Below are 18,253 nucleotides of genomic sequence, written 5' to 3' on the forward strand. Positions count from 1 at the left end.
TACTATAATTTTATTAGAACGCGCATATGGTTAAAATATAGCGACGAATCAGCAATGATAGCTAAAGGAAGCTTTCCTCTCTCAGTTTATAATAGAAATTATTTGCATTTTCAAAAAAATAATCTTTTATTGAGTTCAAGTCATCCTTGAAGGATAATTTAGAATTTTTTATAAAACATAATGAATATTAAACACTTGACCAACTTAGGGATAACGCTAATAACTAGTTACTTATTTTTTTAATTTATTTGAGTTTTTTACGCAACCTTAATAATATTATTTAAATCATTTAGAAAAAGTGAACTCTTCTCTTTGGACTGGTGTATTTTTGCAAACTTCATTAAATTCTTCGACAGACTTAAACTCAAGTTGTTCCACAATTTTATATTCGTAAAACACTTTAAAAGTTTCGCTTTTAAATACCCACGGTTCCACTCCTACCACATTTTCAGCTTTGTAGAACGTTTGATTCATTTCACCATCTGGACTTTCAGAAATTTCCATCTTTCTGCCTTCAGGCTGAATTTTGTCCAAGCAAATTAGCAAAGAAAAAGCATCACACCATTCCACCAAATGATACAACCTTTTAGCGTACTTGTCGTCTATAGCTAAATGCTTTAAAATTGCCCTGCGATTTCTTTCCTGCTCTTTTAAAAATGCATCTAATTTTTTATCGGAACCATCATTGTTTTTACCAAACAAAAATTCGATATGCAAAGACGTAAGCAACGCATTTAGCTGACTCTTCGAAGTAGCCATTTCCATTACATTAAACTGTTGCTTCAAATCTACAGTATTTGATTGATCATCGACCAAGAAATGCCGAGGAGCACCTACATCGGTAAGATTTTTATTTTGCAATGTTTCCGCAACCCCATCATCATGCTCAGCAATCGCAATAAGTGTAGGAAGCATTATATCATTTGGTAAATCAATTGCGTACTGATAACCAATCATTGCCGCGAGTAGTCCGTGTGATCGCTGGTTAATAATTTTCCAACCCTTTTGATGAGACATTACAATCATAAAATTTATTGCTTAGAGAGTTATAATAAATATAAAATTCAGAGGAAACTAAAACAGATAATGACCAAAAAACAACCAATTGACAAATAAAACGATGCAAAGCACCTAATCAATAAACTTAAAATCAGTAGTATTCTATTTAGCACCCTTTTTCAATCTTGCTTTTCTAGGAGTACTATAAGTAGTTGCAGGACTTTTCTCAGCTTTCTGCTTAGTCACGTACCTTCCCGACTCAGCACTTCTATATTGTTTTTGTTTTTTCCCTTGCGCTTCAGCAGTTGAAAAAGCGAAAATAAATGCAATAATGAAGAATAGATTTTTCATAAAGTATTTGTTTAAAATTGTCAAAAAATATAAATAGGCATAATAACTATAACTTCAACAACAACTCAATTATTCATTATAAACTCGAATAAAACAACAGCTAGCTAACTAATTATTAATCAAATATAACAAATTCAACATACAAAATAATCTTTTTAATAATTTAAAAAACATTTAGCTGTTTTTATGTTAAAATCGTAATTCCCGAAATAAAACCTATTCTTTTTTCAAACTTAATATAAATAAAAAAAGCGACAAGTCTTAGTTGCCGCTTTGAATGTTTTCACAACGGAATAATCCTTATTGTGAATTGCTTCAAAATTGTAATACAATTATACAAAATATTTTTAACATATACGCTTCGTATCTATATTTTGACTAAATTTAGTTTTTGTTAAAATTTAAAAAGCTTTGAAGAATGAAAAAAATATTAGGATTAGATTTAGGGACAAACAGTATTGGATGGGCTTTAACAAATATTGATTATAATAATAAACTTGGAAATATCGAAGGATTAGGAAGTCGAATAATTCCTATGAGTCAAGATGTTCTTGGTAAATTCGACAGTGGAGTGTCAATTTCACAAACCGCACAAAGAACAGAGTACCGAGGAAAAAGAAGGTTAGTACAGCGCTTTTTACTAAGAAGAGAAAGACTTCATAGAGTATTAAATATCCTTGATTTTCTGCCCAAACATTATTCAGAATCTATTGATTTTGATACGAAGCTTGGACAATTTAAACCAGAAAGAGAAGAAAAATTGTCTTTCTATAAAAATGAAAATGGTAAAAACGTGTTTTTGTTTACGGATAGTCACCAAGAAATGCTTTCTGAATTCAAATTAAGACATCCTGATTTAAAACAAGTTCCTTATGATTGGACTATCTACTACTTGAGAAAAAAAGCATTAACTCAAAAAATATCAAAGGAAGAATTAGCGTGGATTTTACTCAACTTTAATCAAAAAAGAGGATATTATCAATTGCGTGGAGAAGATCAAGAGGAAAATAGAAATAAACTCGAAGAGTTTCATACGCTTACCGTTATAGATGTAATTGAAAGAGAAAAAGGAAAATTTGGCATTTGGTACAATGTGATTCTTGAAAATGGTTGGATTTATAAGCGAGAAAGTAAAATTGCATTATTTGACTGGGTTGGCAAACGAAAGAATTTTATTGTTACCACTGAATTTAATGACGATGGAACAATAAAACTAAATAAAGAGAATGAAGAAAAAAGAAGTTTTAGATCTCCAAAAGAAGACGATTGGGGTTTAGTAAAAATCCGAACAGAACAAACTATTAATCAAAGTGGTAAATCAGTAGGTTCTTTTATTTATGACAATTTACTTAAAAACCCAAATCAGAAAATAAAAGGCGAATTAGTCCGAACGATTGAGAGACATTATTATTATAGCGAATTAAAACAGATACTTGAAACTCAAATTGAATTTCATAAAGACACTTTAAAAAATAAAAATCTATATAAAAAATGTATTGATGAATTATACAGAAATAATGATTCTCATAAAGCTAGCATTAAAGACAGAGGTTTTGATTATTTATTCATAGATGATATTATTTTTTATCAACGTCCATTAAAAAGCAAAACTTCATTGATTAGTGATTGTAGCTTAGAATTTAGACCTGTAAAAGATAAAAACGGAGTTTTGGTCAAGGATGTTAATGAAAAACAAATAGTAAAACCATTGAAATGTATTGCGAAATCAAACCCGATTTTTCAAGAATTTAGATTATTACAATTTGTAAAAAATCTAAAAATTTTCAGAAAAGATATTGTAAATGATTTAGATGTTACCAGTGATTATTTAAATACAGAAGAAGGTGTAATAGAACTGTTTAATTGGCTAAATGATAAAGCGGACATAAGTCAAAAACAATTTTTAGCGTATCCGAAATTTAAACTAAAAGAAGATAAATTCAGATGGAATTTTGTAGAAGACAAAATCTATCCTTGTAACGAAACCAGAAATCAGTTTTTAAACGCAATTGCAAAAATAGATGTAGATAAATCTTTTTTTAACACTACAAACACGCAAGATTTATGGCATATTTTATATTCGGTTACTGATAAAATTGAAATTACAAAAGCAATTACAACTTTTGCGAAACGACATAGTTTAACAGATGACTTTATTGTAAATTTTTCAAAACTCAAACCATACAAAAAAGATTATGGATCCTATTCAGAAAAAGCAATAAAGAAATTATTGCCATTAATGCGTTTTGGAAGTAATTGGAATGAAAACAATATTGACACCAAAACAATGGCTAGGATTGACAAAATACAAACTGGTGAGTTTGATGAAAATATTAAAGATCGTGTTCGAGAAAAAGCAATACATTTAAATACTCTTTCAGATTTTAAGGGTTTGCCTTTATGGTTATCCTCTTATGTGATTTATGACAGGCATAGTGAAGCTAGTGACAATTCAAAATGGAAAACTCCAGCAGATATTGAATACTTTTTGAAACACGACTTCAAACAACATTCGCTCCGCAATCCAATTGTGGAACAAGTTATTACCGAAACATTACGTGTTGTAAAAGATATTTGGCAAAATTATGGAAAAGGAAAAGAAAATTTCTTTGATGAAATTCATATAGAACTGGGTCGCGAGATGAAAAATAACAAAGCAACTCGTGAACGAATGAGCAAACAAATTTCTCAAAACGAAAACACAAACCTTCGAATCAAAGCGATTTTAACAGAACTAAAAAACGATGGAATCAATGATATTCGTCCTTTTTCTCCAAGTCAACAAGAAATTTTAAAAATTTATGAAGAAGGTATATATAGTAGTGAAAGTAGAAAAGAAGAATTAGAAAAAGTTGATAAGATCAGGAACAACGCAAAACCAACAACTGCTGAAATTAACAAATACAAACTTTGGTTAGAACAAGGTTACATATCACCTTACACAGGACAACCAATTATGCTATCTGAATTGTTTACAACCAAATATCAAATTGAGCATATTATACCACAATCAAGATTATTTGATGATTCGCTGGCTAACAAAGTTATTTGTGAATCCGAAGTAAATGATTTAAAAGGAAATAAAACTGCTTTAGAGTTTATCTTAAAAAATGAAGATAGAATTGTTACATTATCTGGTGGAAAAACAGTCAAAATTCTCACTAAAGAAGCATATAAGCAACATATAACCGCTTATTACACCAAGAACAAGAACAAACAAAAAAGATTATTGAGTGAAGACATTCCTGAAAAATTCATCGAAAGACAATTAAATGACACTAAATATATTAGCAAAATTGTAAAGAATATTTTGAGTAAAATAGTTCGAGAAGAGGATGAACAAGAAGTAACGTCTAAACATATTGTTTCCTTGAATGGTTCAATAACTTCAAAAATGAAACAAGATTGGGGCTTAAATGATGTTTGGAATAAAATAATTACACCACGTTTTGAACGTTTAAATGCAATTACAAATTCTATCGATTTTGGAAAATTAGAACTCAAAAAAGATGAATTTGGAAATACCGGAAAGCAAGTTTTTCAAACTACTGTACCAGATGATATTGCAAAAGGGTTTTCTAAAAAAAGAATTGACCATCGTCATCACGCTTTAGATGCTTTAGTTATTGCTTGTGTGAACAGAACGCACATCAACTATTTGAATAATTTGAATGCTAAAGATGAAGATGATAAAACTATCAAACACGAATTAAGAAACAAACTTTGTTTTAAAACCAAACCCGATGCAAATGGAAATTACAAATGGGAGTTTCACAAACCTTGGGAAGGCTTTACCAAAAGTGCAGAAGATGAATTGAATCAAACTATTATTAGTTTTAAACAAAATACGAGAGTTATCAATAAAACCGTAAACAAATACCAAGTCTGGCAGGAAGAAGATGGATTAATGAAAAAAGCAATAATTAAACAAACAAAAGGAGATAATTGGGCGATTAGAAAACCGATGCACGCCGAAACTGTCAGTGGAAAAGTTTTCTTAAAGCGAATTAAACAAAGTCATATTACGATTGCAAATGCAATTCAACAAATAGAATTAATTGTTGATAAAGATGTGAAAAAACAATTAAAAGAAAAAATCAAGAAATATCCAAACAATGATGTTGGCTTAAAAAAACATCTCCAAGCTTTTCCTGTAATGATTGATGGAAGAGCTATTGATAAAGTTCAGATTTATGAAAATTTAGAAGCAACAGCTACTAGAGAACGAAATCATTTAGATATTACTTTTGATGAAAAGAAGATAGAAAAAATAACAGATACCGGCATTCAAAAAATTCTTTTAAATCATTTGAGACAAGAAATATATCAAAAAGCTATTGATGAAAATGGAAAAAAAATACCAGCTAATGAAGTAGCTTTTTCGGAAGCAGGAGTAGAAGAATTAAACAGAAATATTAAAATTCTCAATAATGGTAAAAATCATCAGCCAATAAGAAAAGTTCGAATTTTTGAAGAAAGTAAACGATTTCCACTTGGACAAACAGGAAACAAAGTTGATAAATATGTTGAAGCCGCAAAGGGGACAAACTTATTTTTTGCAATTTATCAAGATAAAAAAGGAAAACGGAACTATAAAACTATTCCTTTTAATGAAGTAATTGAGAGACAAAAACAAGGATTAGCTTCTGCAGTAGAAATAGATGAAAACGAGAATCGTCTTCTATTTACACTTTCACCTAACGATTTAGTTTATATACCGACAGAAGATGAAAAAGAAGATTTAACAAGTATAGATTTTCCAAAAACAAATAAGGATCAAACAGAGCGTGTTTATAAATTTGTAAGCTGTACTGGAGGAGAGGGACATTTTGTACCTCATAACTATTCAAAAGAAATAATTTCTAACGAAAATGGTTCAAATAATAAAAATGAAAGAATGTTGGAGTTTAATAATTCAAATACGATTTATGATGAAAAAGAAAAACCAATAATGATCAAGTCTATTTGTTGGAAATTAGAAATCGATAGAACTGGAAAAATTAAAAGAATTATGAAATGATAAAACGAACCCTTTTCTTCGGCAATCCGGCTTATTTGAGCACTAAAAATGAGCAAATCGTCATTGCTTATCCCAACCAGGAACAAGAAACCAAAATTGTGGCTATCGAAGATATTGGGGTTATCGTTTTAGAAAACCAACAAATTACCATTACCAATGGCTTGTTAGAAAAATTGACTAATAATAATGTGGCATTAATTAACTGCAACCAACAGCATATGCCTATTGGACTTTTAATGCCTTTGAGTGGGCACACCAAGCAAACCGAACGTTTTAAACATCAAATTAATGCTTCTGTTCCTTTAAAAAAGAACCTTTGGCAACAAACGATTGCATCTAAAATTAGAAACCAAGCGGGACTATTAAGAGAAAGAGGAATCCCAATGCGAAAAATGGAACTTTGGGCAAAGGAAGTAACCTCCGGTGACGCATTGAACCATGAGTCAAGAGCCGCAGTTTATTATTGGGAGAAACTATTTAAACTTGATGATTTCACAAGAGGTCAGAAAGAGTTACCTCCAAATAACCTGTTGAATTACGGTTATGCTATTTTAAGAGCCATAACAGCCAGAGCCCTTGTAAGTTCGGGTTTGCTACCCACACTAGGTATTTTTCATCACAATAAGTATAACGCTTATTGTTTAGCGGATGACATTATGGAGCCTTATCGGCCGTATGTAGATTTGATCGTTTGCCATATTTTAGAAACGGAAAACAACGTAGAAGAATTAACGATAGCCATAAAAAAAGAACTGTTGAGTATTGCCAGTATTGATGTAGTAATTGATGGTAAAAACAGTCCCTTAATGGTAGCAATGAGTAGAACAACTAATTCACTGCAGGAATGTTTTGAAGGAAGCTCACGGAAAATTTTATACCCATTTTATGTATGAGGACCATTACACCCGTTTAAACCAATATAGAAGTTTGTGGATATTAGTATTTTTTGATTTGCCAACTGAAACCCGTAAGGAACGTAAAATAGCTTCTGGCTTTAGAAAGAAATTATTAGGCGATGGTTTTTCTATGTTTCAATTTTCTATTTACATGCGGTTTTGTGCCAGCAGAGAAAATGCAGACGTACATACTAAAAGAATTAAAAACAACCTTCCTGAACATGGAAAAATTGGCGTAATGCAAATTACGGATAAGCAATTTGGAATGATGGAACTTTTTTATGGAAAAAAACAAGTAGAAACAGACAAACCTTCACAGCAATTAGAACTTTTTTAAATATTTAGGATTTAAAAAACTATCTAACCTACTGTATTTTAAAACAAAAACGATAGTTTTCATTTTTAAATCAAACTCATAACTACCAACATATCAAACGATTAACTCGCAGTACGTTGGGAATTATAAGTAAAAATACAATTTTGAAAGCAATTCACAACTTACCACTTGGTTTTCTCTTAATGCCATGAGTTGGGAATTATAAGTAAAAATACAATTTTGAAAGCAATTCACAACGTAACGTTATGGTAAAAGCAGTTAAATTTAGTTGGGAATTATAAGTAAAAATACAATTTTGAAAGCAATTCACAACCTGGACTTAATCCCATTAAATACAACCGATGTTGGGAATTATAAGTAAAAATACAATTTTGAAAGCAATTCACAACAAAGGAATAAAGATAGAATATATCCAGAAGTTGGGAATTATAAGTAAAAATACAATTTTGAAAGCAATTCACAACATAACCTCAGAAACACCACCATCACCAACAGTTGGGAATTATAAGTAAAAATACAATTTTGAAAGCAATTCACAACATTGTTCCTCTGTTAAATCGTAGTTCTCAAGTTGGGAATTATAAGTAAAAATACAATTTTGAAAGCAATTCACAACACATTAATTTCTGTCTTTTGGTCTAGTTCCGTTGGGAATTATAAGTAAAAATACAATTTTGAAAGCAATTCACAACGTAACCAGTCAACTGGATCGACTTCAAACTGTTGGGAATTATAAGTAAAAATACAATTTTGAAAGCAATTCACAACGAGTTCCTGAAGCATTCAAAAGAGTTTTTTGTTGGGAATTATAAGTAAAAATACAATTTTGAAAGCAATTCACAACTGGAAACCTTGAACAATCGCACCTAATCTTGTTGGGAATTATAAGTAAAAATACAATTTTGAAAGCAATTCACAACAAGATTTAAAGCATCTTCCACAAAATCAAGGTTGGGAATTATAAGTAAAAATACAATTTTGAAAGCAATTCACAACTAATTGGATCTCTATACTCATCATAATATCGTTGGGAATTATAAGTAAAAATACAATTTTGAAAGCAATTCACAACTTTATTCAGTGAGTAATGATTTTACCATACGTTGGGAATTATAAGTAAAAATACAATTTTGAAAGCAATTCACAACGCGAGTATTGAGAGAGTTTGGCAGTTTAACGTTGGGAATTATAAGTAAAAATACAATTTTGAAAGCAATTCACAACTAGATTCTTTTGCTGGTTTAGCGTTTTGGGTTGGGAATTATAAGTAAAAATACAATTTTGAAAGCAATTCACAACAGTGGTCAACTAATAGATATAGTTTAAAATGTTGGGAATTATAAGTAAAAATACAATTTTGAAAGCAATTCACAACCCCTGTGTTGGTATTAACAATTCTGCAAGTGTTGGGAATTATAAGTAAAAATACAATTTTGAAAGCAATTCACAACAATGTGATGCGTGGTCCCATATCGCTTTTGGTTGGGAATTATAAGTAAAAATACAATTTTGAAAGCAATTCACAACGCAGTAATAACCTCACTGGATGTGGTGTTGGTTGGGAATTATAAGTAAAAATACAATTTTGAAAGCAATTCACAACCCGCCGAACCTTCTCCAGCAAATAAAATAGGTTGGGAATTATAAGTAAAAATACAATTTTGAAAGCAATTCACAACACAGTTTTAACTCTATTTTCATATCTTTACGTTGGGAATTATAAGTAAAAATACAATTTTGAAAGCAATTCACAACTACTCATTTTGATAGATATTAAAGATTAAAGTTGGGAATTATAAGTAAAAATACAATTTTGAAAGCAATTCACAACCACTTCCTTATCGGCACGTGCTAAATCTTGTTGGGAATTATAAGTAAAAATACAATTTTGAAAGCAATTCACAACATTCCTCAGCTACTTTTTTCGCTTCCTTCGGTTGGGAATTATAAGTAAAAATACAATTTTGAAAGCAATTCACAACGAGTTCCTGAAGCACTCAAAAGAGTTTTTTGTTGGGAATTATAAGTAAAAATACAATTTTGAAAGCAATTCACAACATATTGCTGCTGTTGATTCTTTCGCTCATTGTTGGGAATTATAAGTAAAAATACAATTTTGAAAGCAATTCACAACCCATATCTTTTATTATTAATTATTTATAAAGTTTGGAATTATAAGTAAAAATACAATTTTGAAAGCAATTCACAACGTGTTTTTGGTTTGATAATTCTAGTTGTGGTTGGGAATTATAAGTAAAAATACAATTTTGAAAGCAATTCACAACTACACGAGAGCCGATGGGACTATTCATAAGTTGGGAATTATAAGTAAAAATACAATTTTGAAAGCAATTCACAACATATACGATGATTATAAACATCTTCACTATGTTGGGAATTATAAGTAAAAATACAATTTTGAATTAAAAATCATCGAACTCAATTAAAAAATAACATCAAGTGAGATAAAGCAATTCACAACACCGACCAACTTCTCTATGTCGCCGATCCCGTTGGGAATTATAAGTAAAAATACAATTTTGAATTAAAAATCATCGAACTCAGCTAAAAAATAACATCAAGTGAGATAAAGCAATTGCAATGAAGAATGCGAAACGAATTCATATACTTATTAAAAAAAGAAAAAAATCGCACAACCACTACCCCACTAAATCACTACACAATTTTGGAAAAGTAGTATTCAATTCGGGAATTGAACACACAACTGTTTTTAAAAACAATTCTTAAAAGATAGATTTGTACACCTACTAATTAAGAAACGCAAACAAAATGAAAGATTTCTCAACCAACTTAATTTCAAATTTAGAAGCGCAATTAAGTACAATCCAATGGCAAAACGAAAATACAATCAAAAACGCAGAACAGGCAGTAAAACTTACAATTAACTCTTTGGAAGAATTAAAAACATTTTTCAAGAAAAATGAATTCAAAAACAAACAAGAAGAAATTGAATTCTTTAAAAATGTAAAACCAAAACTTACCAGTAAATTAATATACTACAACGAAATCTATAACATAGAAATAAGCAAACCAGCGATTTCTAAAAAAGCAGAGCTGAAGCATTACGATCGCGAACTCGCAAAGCTAAAAACTTACTTTACAGATAATTTAGAATTCTTCAAATATTACAGGTCAGGAAATACAGCACTAGATAAAAAATACTTTCTTAGGCGCAAGCACGACATCAAGCTGTCGCTTGACAGCAGTTACTTTCAGTCAGACCTCAACTTTACTACTTCTCACGATTATAAAGTAGCGAAAATTATTGCCAACAACGAACTGCAAAAATTCATAGAAAATAAACGTGCAAACAACCAACAACCTGCCCATGGTCATCAAGTTCATGCCGTAGATCCAACATCTTTAAAATGGACCGGCTCTAAAGTGGCATTAGTGGAGTTAATGTACGCTTTACATACAGAAGGAGTGATAAACAATGGAAACATAAGTTTAAACGAAACAGCCAAGCAATTAGAAATATTATTCAATATAGAAATAGGACAGTTCAACAGAGTGTTTTCAGAAATTAAAAACAGAAAAAGCATTCACAAGACAAGCTTCTTAAACAGCTTAAAAGAAAATTTAATAAAAAGAATCGACGAAGCAGATGCTAAATAAAAAGGCCACCTTATATAAAGTGACCTTTTATACTGCAGAAGTGCTCTAATTACTACCTGAGTAGCAATTTCTTTACACAGCTTCTCTCCTATTTCATTATACAGATTAGTAGTAGAATTATCTAGTTACTATTGCTTACAACACCACAAATTAAGGACAGCACAACAGCATCTTCAATACTTTCAGTCCTGCCTTCAACACCTCCTATAATAGCCCATACCATCAAATCCCATTCAGGATCCGTATTCTTTTTAGGCCTCTTCTTACTTTTGTAAACAGCATACCGTATAATGGAAGTAGTTGTCAATATAATTTTCTTATCACTGACACCTATATGCTGAGACGTTAAAACATCGCTCTCAAATGAAACGATAAAAGAATGCAACACGCCATAAGTTTCTTCGGTAGCATACAAAGGAAGTAATGACGAAATAAATGTATTTAATTGCTGTTTGGCTTCAATAGTTTCTAAAGAAGATGCTACAGTTGCAGCTGTACTTCCATCTGCAAGCAAATAAGCTGCCTTATCTTTCGAGCTAAATAAATAAGGAAAACCAGAGAAGGAAATAAAATTTGGATTTTCATTAGCTAAAAAAGTTACACGCTTAGAAACAGAATCTAACGTAAAAATGGTTGCAGACCCATCATAGTAATCATCAAACAACTCAGAGTACACCTGGCCCACATAGTCATTGGGATTAAGACTGTTTTCTGGAAAAGACTCTGGCCCTACTGCAGCTCTGGAAACGATAGCGGTAGATGGTGCTGCTACGGTGATGAAATCCGTAGAATCGGTACAGGAAATAAAAAAAAGGAAAACGATCAAACATAAATTAGTAATTTTCATAAGGTTAATTTTAAAAATGGAACTGATTACTTTGTCAGTTCATTTCACCCGGGCTAATCTGAACAATACATGTTTACATGCAAAACGATTATGAATTCGAAACAAAACTACAGGCAGTTAATCCATATTGCAAATCTTGTAGTGTTCAATTCACGAATTACACACGGTAAATTCGCGAATTGAACACACGAAAGTTGATACTAAATAGTGTAACTACTTATTTATTTTTTTTCCTTTTAGTTGATTTTGAGTACAATATGACAGTCTTTAATTATATAATTCTTATTTTTATTCCTAGAAAAGCTATTAAAACAAATCAAGCGTTGTTTTTTAGACATCACCCTCTTATGAAAAATAACCTACAATTAAACTGGCTACTAATTTTAGTAGTACTTAGCAAGTCGTCAGGGGTATATGCAACAAGCGCTCACATAGCGGATAGTCTTGCAAATAAACCGTATTCTTATCTGGAAAAAGCTTCGAACAGTAAAAAGTTGAGAAAGGAAAAAGCAATTACCTATGCAAAAGCCTGGATAGCATTAGCTAAGTCAAAACAGAATTGGATTGAACTTACAAAAGCGTATAAAACCATAATGTTTCTAGAAGACAAAAAGAAACTAATCAATTATTCAGACAGCCTCCTCGCAACAGCCAAAAGCTCAAAAGAACACAGGCTACTTGGAAGTGCCTATCTTACAAAAGGTATTGTTCACTACGAAAAGAAAGAATTAGATAGCGCATTAGACAATTACATACTAGCGCACCAGCACATTTCAAAAACAAAGGACGATTACACCATACATAAAGTAAAATACGCAATAGCAAATACAAAATATTACCTTGGTTTTTATGATGAAACAATTGATTTACTGCAGGAATGTCTAGTCTATTTTGAGGAAGAAAATGATCGAGCTTACTTAAGTACAATCCATTCTTTAGGGCTTTGCTATAACAAAATTGGAAACTTCAAACGCAGTACGCATTACAATAATTTGGGGCTACAAATGAGCCAAGAACTTGAAAATTCTGATATGATTCCTTACTTTAAACAATCCGAAGGAATAAATCAATATTATAATAAAAGGTACTCAAAAGCTCTTAATAATTTAAAAGCAATTGTCCCTAGCATAATAGCAAAAAACGACTTTGCGAACGAAATACTTACTTATTTCTACATCGCTAAAAGCTACTGGGCGTTAGATCAAAAAGAAAATGCAATTCCATATTTGATAAAAGTGGATGAAGCTTTTGTGCAGGAAGGATATAGCAGACCGGATATAAGGGAAAATTACGAACTACTTATCAGCTGGTATCAAGATAAAAAGGACATGGAGTCGCAACTAATCTACATCAATGCGCTCATTGAAGTGGACAAATTGCTCAATAAAAACTATAAATATTTATCTAGAAAAATTTTTAAAGAATTCGATACGACAAAATTGATTGCTGAAAAGCAGGAAATTGAAATGAAAATGAAACTTAGAAGTAATATGCTTTCCATAATACTTTTTATAGCGGCCACAATAATCATAGCATTAATGATCAGGCATCGCAGAAATAAAAAACGATACAGACAAAAATTCGAGGAATTAATGAAAGGCAAAGTGGATTTAAAAATACCGACCAGCAAAACTATGGAAGCTGATCTCGAAATAAATCCAGAGATCATAGAGTCTGTTTTATATAATTTAGAAAGATTTGAGAAAACAAAGAAATATTTGGAAAAAGACATGAACTTAAACAAAATCGCAGTACATCTAAAAACCAATACAAAATATGCTTCAAAAATAATAGCAAAATACAGAGGAAAAAAAACAATCGATTATATAAATGCCCTTAAAATTGACCATGTTATAGAAGTATTAAAGACTGAAAGAAGATATAGAAATTATACGAACAAAGCTTTAGCAGAAGAAATTGGTTTCGGCTCAACACAAAACTTCACTAGAGCTTTCAAAAAGAAAACGGATATCTCTCCTTGCTATTTTATAGAACAATTAAAGGAAGTAAACCAATAATTTTGACATAAAAAATGCTTTTTCCTTCACAACTTCTGAGGTACTTGTGAAACAAATCAAATCAAATACCACAATTTTGTCCCATAACAAATTAAAACATACGTTATGGCTAATGAAAACGACAGGTTCACGAACACAACTAACAACAATAGAATGTTTCGTGAGCAAATTATCACAAAAGAAGACTTAAATGAGTTCAGATATTTATTACTAAATGAGTTAAAAGAGGTCCTGTCTGAAAAACCACAAAACCCCAAGAAGTGGCTCAGATCAAACGAAGTCCGCAAGCTCTTAAACATCTCCACAGGAACACTCCAAACCCTGCGGATTAATGGTACACTATCCTTTACAAACATTGGAAATACATTGTATTACGACGCGCTAGAAATTGAAAAAATTTTAAACGCTAATAAATCACTTGCCAAGTAATTTCAAAGTATCCGCCGAAAAACCAATTGCCTCCTCCTTTTACCTAATCCCTTTTTCCTTAAATAATGAACTACATCAAACACCTAACCGGCTTTTTTGAGAAAGTAGCCACAGACAGAACATTAAACCCAACCCATATAAGTTTATATATAGCATTATTTCAATTCTGGAATTGCAATCGTTTCAAAAATCCAATCAGCATCAATCGCGATGAGATAATGCGAATAAGCAAAATCAGCTCTAAAGCAACCTATCACAAGTGTTTAAAAAATCTACATAGTTTAGGATACATTGATTACCAACCATCATTCAATCCATTCAAGGGAAGCCACGTTGTTTTATTCAACTTTTCCGAAGATTTAAAACCAATTCCAAGATCGGAAAGAAAACCAAAAAATGAACTTCTTTTTGAACAAGGTAATGAACAAGTTGTAGACAAGTCTTGTACCGGTAACGAAACAAGTACTGAACAAGCACTAGTATCTTCTATAAACTATATAAACAATACAAACATTGCAAACAATAAAAAAATTGCAAACGTAAACCAGCAAGCAAAAAGTTTTAAAGAAGCAAATAGATCCACGAATAAAAGTGGCATACCGACGGAAATCGAGCACATTCAAGAAGAAAAAAGTTCCGTAAAAAAAGAAGAAAAAAAAGCTATTATCACTTCTAATGAAGTAAAGAAGCCCACCATTGAAACGTTAAAATCATATTTTCAAACGGAAAACTTTCCAGAAATCGAAGCCCAAAAATTCTTTAACTATTTCTCTAGTGTCGGCTGGTTAGTAGGCGGTAAAACACCAATGCAAAACTGGCAAGCTGCTGCACAAAACTGGATGATTAATGCACCAAAATTCATTTCAAACAGCGAACAACCCAGCAGAGCAAAACAGTTAAACACCACAACAGACAAAGACTACTCAGAACCATTATAATTCCCCTCCTTTGGAGGGGTGCCCATAGGGCGGGGTGGAAAATAGTATCGGATTTTATGAGAATTTTACACTCACATTAGTTAAAAATATCATGCTTACCTGTTAAAACCTTGTAAGCTGCATTCCTAAAAGACTATCAAATGAATGAAGACATAAAAACGCACTACAATTACCAAGAAGTAATCCAATGGCTACAAACTAAGGGTAAAGTACTCTATGGAAATCATTTTACAATACACGAAACCGACTACACAATCGTTTACAAACTCATTGCTTATTTCCTTCAAGATGAAGCAACTTGTTTTCAATATGGAATAAACCTCAACAAAGGAATTTTACTTTCTGGACCAATAGGTAGCGGTAAAACTTCACTAGTAACATTAATGAAATACTTAGCAAAAACCGATCATAAATTTGCCATAAAATCTTGCCGAGATATTAGTTTTGAATTCATTCAAGACGGCTACGAAGTTATTCACAGGTACTCAAAAGGAAAATTATACCAAGCAGAATCAAGAAATTATTGTTTTGACGATTTAGGTACAGAAAACAACCTGAAATATTTTGGAAACGAATGCAATGTAATGGCCGAAATTTTATTATCCAGATATGATCTATTCATTTCAAAAAAATTAAAAACCCACATAACCACTAACCTATCCGCTTCCGAAATAGAAAACAATTATGGAAACAGAGTCCGGTCCAGATTGAGAGAATTATGCAATCTAATAGCTTTTGACAATAACATAAAAGACAAACGAAAATAAAATGAGAATATCCACTTTATCAAAAAATGTAGAAAGCCCTTAAAAAATCAGTGTAAATCCGCGTTGCGAAGCATCAGTTTCATCTGCGTTCCAAAAAAAGCAGGAACAAAATAATAAATCTCTGGAAATACTTCCAAGATAGAGAAAACAATTAGAAATAGTGTCCGGTCTAGATTGAGAGAATTATGCAATCTAATAGCTTTTCACAATACCATCAACGACAAACGAAAATAAAATACAAATATCCATTTTATTAAAAATACAGAAAGCACTTAAATAAAATCAGTATAAATCCGCGTTGCGAAGAATCTATAGCATCCGCGTTACAATAAAAAAACATGAACACAACAATCAATTTCTGGAAATGGTTCCAAGATAACGAACGAGCAATACTTCAAGCTTATACTTTAGATAAAAATAAAAAAGAATTGTTCTTTCATCTAAAACGAAACCTCAATTACATTTCAAAAGGGATACATTTCATCATCATAAATAAAAATGATAACAACAAAATAAACTTATTCTTTACTACTTACGGAAATACAAAATTATTTCAACAAGTAGCTAATTTAAAAGATCTAGCGCCACCCTTAAAATACTTTTCAATCCACTCTTTTATTAAACCTTTTACAATAGAAACAGAAAATTTGCTAAATGAGAAACTGCTAACACTTATTAAACAGACACAAATAAAATTAGATGATTACAATATTGAATCAAAGAAAATAACAGTAACTCTCTTCCTTCCAAAAGCTGCATGTAACGAAACAAAAACAGCCCTTGAAGATCTAGCAGAAACAATACTGATTTTTACTTTAGGAGAAGTGAGTTTCAAAAGACACATCCATAAATTTAAAACAGAGCCTGTGCCTAAGCAAGCTATTGGTTTGCTAGCTGTTACAGAACTACATGAATTCATTCATTATTTAACGACTATTAACTGTAGTAAAAAATAGACAGTCTAGTAAAATAAAACGATAGTAATATAATCAGAAAAGACTTCCCTTAAAAAAGCAAAATGATCTTAAATATTTATGGTATGTTATTTTTTAGAATTTCCCTAGTACTTGTAATAATTATGTACTTATACTCCGGAAACTTTTCAATCATCTCCAATCCATTTGCTAATCCTAAAACCATAACGGAAGTACTAAAGCCATTACACATTGTTGCATTTTCGCCAATTACTGTAACACTTATTAATTCTGTGGACGGATAACCTGTTTTCGGATTGATAATATGGGAATACCTCTTATCATTAATCTCGGCATACTTCTCATAGTTTCCCGAAGTAGTTACTGCATTATTTCCTGAAAACTCTAAAACAGCAATTGTTTCGCCCGTTTCTAAAGGGTTGTTTACACCTATCCGCCAAGGTTTTCCGTTTATTTGTGTTCCCCAAGTGGCAATATCACCCGCAGCATTTATAATACCAGCTTTGACACCTAATTCTTGCAAAAGTTTACTTGCTTTGTCTGCAGCATAACCTTTACCGATGGAACCAAAACCTATTTTCATCCCTTGTTTGGATAGAAAAATTGTTGAGTTAATAGAATCCAAAATTATATTTTTATAATTTACATGGACAACAGAATTTTTCACAGCTTTTTTTGAAGGTATCTTTTCCATCGTTCCGTCAAATTTCCAAATTTTGTCCATAGCGACTATGCTTATATCAAAAGCACCATGTGAAAGATCAGAAAACCAAATTGCCTTCTTCGTAAGTTCAAAAACTTCCTTGTCGACCTTAATTGGTTTTATTCCCGCATTTTGATTTACTTGCGAAATTTGAGTTTGTGGTCGCCATTCAGAAATTAAATTTTCAATCCATTCAATTTCTGCAATAGCTTTATTGATGTTTTGTTGTGCTGAAACACTATCCGAAGCAACCAAAGTGATTTGGAACACGCTTCCCATCAAATTTACAGTCTTAGTTTGTTCCACTTGAGCAAAAGTGAAAAAGGTAAAGAAAAGTAAAGTTGTAGTGATACTGAAGTGAGAAATTTTCATAT

Annotated in this window: 13 protein-coding genes and 1 CRISPR repeat array; of the genes, 9 read left to right on the forward strand and 4 right to left on the reverse strand. The window is 31.3% G+C overall.

From position 1 onward, the window contains the following. Positions 1–285: 285 nt before the first annotated feature. Together ACFSX9_RS04265 and ACFSX9_RS04270 are read right to left on the reverse strand one after the other, a co-directional pair. Positions 286–1,017 (reverse strand): DUF3891 family protein, encoded by a 732-nt coding sequence (locus tag ACFSX9_RS04265; RefSeq protein WP_379804829.1) that lies wholly within the window; start codon positions 1,015–1,017, stop codon positions 286–288. Between the two features lie 144 nt (positions 1,018–1,161). Continuing rightward, complete coding sequence (locus tag ACFSX9_RS04270; protein ID WP_379804831.1) at positions 1,162–1,350, reverse strand: hypothetical protein; 189 nt, start codon at positions 1,348–1,350, stop codon at positions 1,162–1,164. Positions 1,351–1,768: 418 nt separating this feature from the next. Here ACFSX9_RS04270 and cas9 point away from each other — a divergent pair, with 418 nt between their 5' ends. The 4 genes from cas9 to ACFSX9_RS04290 all read left to right on the forward strand — a co-directional run bounded on the left by cas9 (position 1,769) and on the right by ACFSX9_RS04290 (position 11,242). Continuing rightward, the gene (gene cas9 / locus ACFSX9_RS04275; RefSeq protein ID WP_379804833.1) at positions 1,769–6,370 is read left to right on the forward strand and encodes a type II CRISPR RNA-guided endonuclease Cas9; all 4,602 of its coding nucleotides are present in this window, start codon (positions 1,769–1,771) and stop codon (positions 6,368–6,370) included. Beyond that, positions 6,367–7,263 carry a type II CRISPR-associated endonuclease Cas1 gene (gene cas1 / locus ACFSX9_RS04280; protein WP_379804836.1) on the forward strand — a complete coding sequence of 299 codons (897 nt, stop codon included), beginning with the start codon at positions 6,367–6,369 and terminating at the stop codon, positions 7,261–7,263. The genes cas9 and cas1 overlap by 4 nt, the downstream gene beginning before the upstream one ends. After that, positions 7,256–7,603, forward strand: coding sequence for a CRISPR-associated endonuclease Cas2 (gene cas2 / locus ACFSX9_RS04285; RefSeq protein ID WP_379804839.1), 348 nt, complete (start codon positions 7,256–7,258; stop codon positions 7,601–7,603). The genes cas1 and cas2 overlap by 8 nt, the downstream gene beginning before the upstream one ends. A gap of 115 nt (positions 7,604–7,718) precedes the next feature. Further along, positions 7,719–9,963: a CRISPR direct-repeat array (repeat unit 46 nt; unit sequence GTTGGGAATTATAAGTAAAAATACAATTTTGAAAGCAATTCACAAC). A 430-nt stretch (positions 9,964–10,393) separates the two neighbouring features. Further along, entirely contained in the window at positions 10,394–11,242 is an 849-nt protein-coding gene (locus ACFSX9_RS04290; protein ID WP_379804842.1) for an RteC domain-containing protein, read from the forward strand. Positions 11,243–11,363: 121 nt separating this feature from the next. Here ACFSX9_RS04290 and ACFSX9_RS04295 read toward each other — a convergent pair whose 3' ends face one another. After that, complete coding sequence (locus ACFSX9_RS04295) at positions 11,364–12,068, reverse strand: hypothetical protein (protein WP_379804844.1); 705 nt, start codon at positions 12,066–12,068, stop codon at positions 11,364–11,366. A gap of 368 nt (positions 12,069–12,436) precedes the next feature. Between ACFSX9_RS04295 and ACFSX9_RS04300 the strand changes: the two genes are divergently transcribed. From ACFSX9_RS04300 to ACFSX9_RS04320, 5 genes are all read left to right on the forward strand, one after another. After that, complete coding sequence (locus ACFSX9_RS04300; protein WP_379804846.1) at positions 12,437–14,107, forward strand: AraC family transcriptional regulator; 1,671 nt, start codon at positions 12,437–12,439, stop codon at positions 14,105–14,107. 105 nt (positions 14,108–14,212) lie between these two features. Then, positions 14,213–14,536 carry a helix-turn-helix domain-containing protein gene (locus ACFSX9_RS04305; protein ID WP_379804849.1) on the forward strand — a complete coding sequence of 108 codons (324 nt, stop codon included), beginning with the start codon at positions 14,213–14,215 and terminating at the stop codon, positions 14,534–14,536. A 65-nt stretch (positions 14,537–14,601) separates the two neighbouring features. Further along, on the forward strand, positions 14,602–15,474 hold the full coding sequence (locus ACFSX9_RS04310; protein WP_379804852.1) for a transcriptional regulator: 873 nt from the start codon (positions 14,602–14,604) through the stop codon (positions 15,472–15,474). A 140-nt stretch (positions 15,475–15,614) separates the two neighbouring features. Further along, on the forward strand, positions 15,615–16,241 hold the full coding sequence (locus tag ACFSX9_RS04315) for a P-loop NTPase family protein (RefSeq protein WP_379804855.1): 627 nt from the start codon (positions 15,615–15,617) through the stop codon (positions 16,239–16,241). 338 nt (positions 16,242–16,579) lie between these two features. Next, positions 16,580–17,197 carry a hypothetical protein gene (locus ACFSX9_RS04320; RefSeq protein ID WP_379804858.1) on the forward strand — a complete coding sequence of 206 codons (618 nt, stop codon included), beginning with the start codon at positions 16,580–16,582 and terminating at the stop codon, positions 17,195–17,197. A 76-nt stretch (positions 17,198–17,273) separates the two neighbouring features. On the opposite strand, the gene ACFSX9_RS04325 is transcribed toward ACFSX9_RS04320, so the two are convergent. Continuing rightward, on the reverse strand, positions 17,274–18,251 hold the full coding sequence (locus ACFSX9_RS04325; protein ID WP_379804860.1) for an FAD:protein FMN transferase: 978 nt from the start codon (positions 18,249–18,251) through the stop codon (positions 17,274–17,276). Between the last annotated feature and the right edge of the window lie 2 nt (positions 18,252–18,253).

Origin of the sequence: Flavobacterium ardleyense (genome assembly GCF_042686085.1) — a bacterium.
In the GTDB taxonomy this organism is placed as follows: Bacteria; Bacteroidota; Bacteroidia; order Flavobacteriales; family Flavobacteriaceae; genus Flavobacterium; species Flavobacterium ardleyense.

Bases quoted from the DNA above. Each gene is read 5' to 3' on its own strand.
- cas9 (WP_379804833.1), top strand. From the start codon at position 1,769: ATGAAAAAAATATTAGGATTAGATTTAGGGACAAACAGTATTGGATGG.
- ACFSX9_RS04315 (WP_379804855.1), top strand. From the start codon at position 15,615: ATGAATGAAGACATAAAAACGCACTACAATTACCAAGAAGTAATCCAA.
- ACFSX9_RS04305 (WP_379804849.1), top strand. From the start codon at position 14,213: ATGGCTAATGAAAACGACAGGTTCACGAACACAACTAACAACAATAGA.
- ACFSX9_RS04270 (WP_379804831.1), bottom strand. From the start codon at position 1,350: ATGAAAAATCTATTCTTCATTATTGCATTTATTTTCGCTTTTTCAACT.
- ACFSX9_RS04320 (WP_379804858.1), top strand. From the start codon at position 16,580: ATGAACACAACAATCAATTTCTGGAAATGGTTCCAAGATAACGAACGA.
- ACFSX9_RS04290 (WP_379804842.1), top strand. From the start codon at position 10,394: ATGAAAGATTTCTCAACCAACTTAATTTCAAATTTAGAAGCGCAATTA.
- ACFSX9_RS04265 (WP_379804829.1), bottom strand. From the start codon at position 1,017: ATGTCTCATCAAAAGGGTTGGAAAATTATTAACCAGCGATCACACGGA.
- ACFSX9_RS04300 (WP_379804846.1), top strand. From the start codon at position 12,437: ATGAAAAATAACCTACAATTAAACTGGCTACTAATTTTAGTAGTACTT.
- cas2 (WP_379804839.1), top strand. From the start codon at position 7,256: ATGTATGAGGACCATTACACCCGTTTAAACCAATATAGAAGTTTGTGG.
- ACFSX9_RS04325 (WP_379804860.1), bottom strand. From the start codon at position 18,251: ATGAAAATTTCTCACTTCAGTATCACTACAACTTTACTTTTCTTTACC.
- ACFSX9_RS04310 (WP_379804852.1), top strand. From the start codon at position 14,602: ATGAACTACATCAAACACCTAACCGGCTTTTTTGAGAAAGTAGCCACA.
- cas1 (WP_379804836.1), top strand. From the start codon at position 6,367: ATGATAAAACGAACCCTTTTCTTCGGCAATCCGGCTTATTTGAGCACT.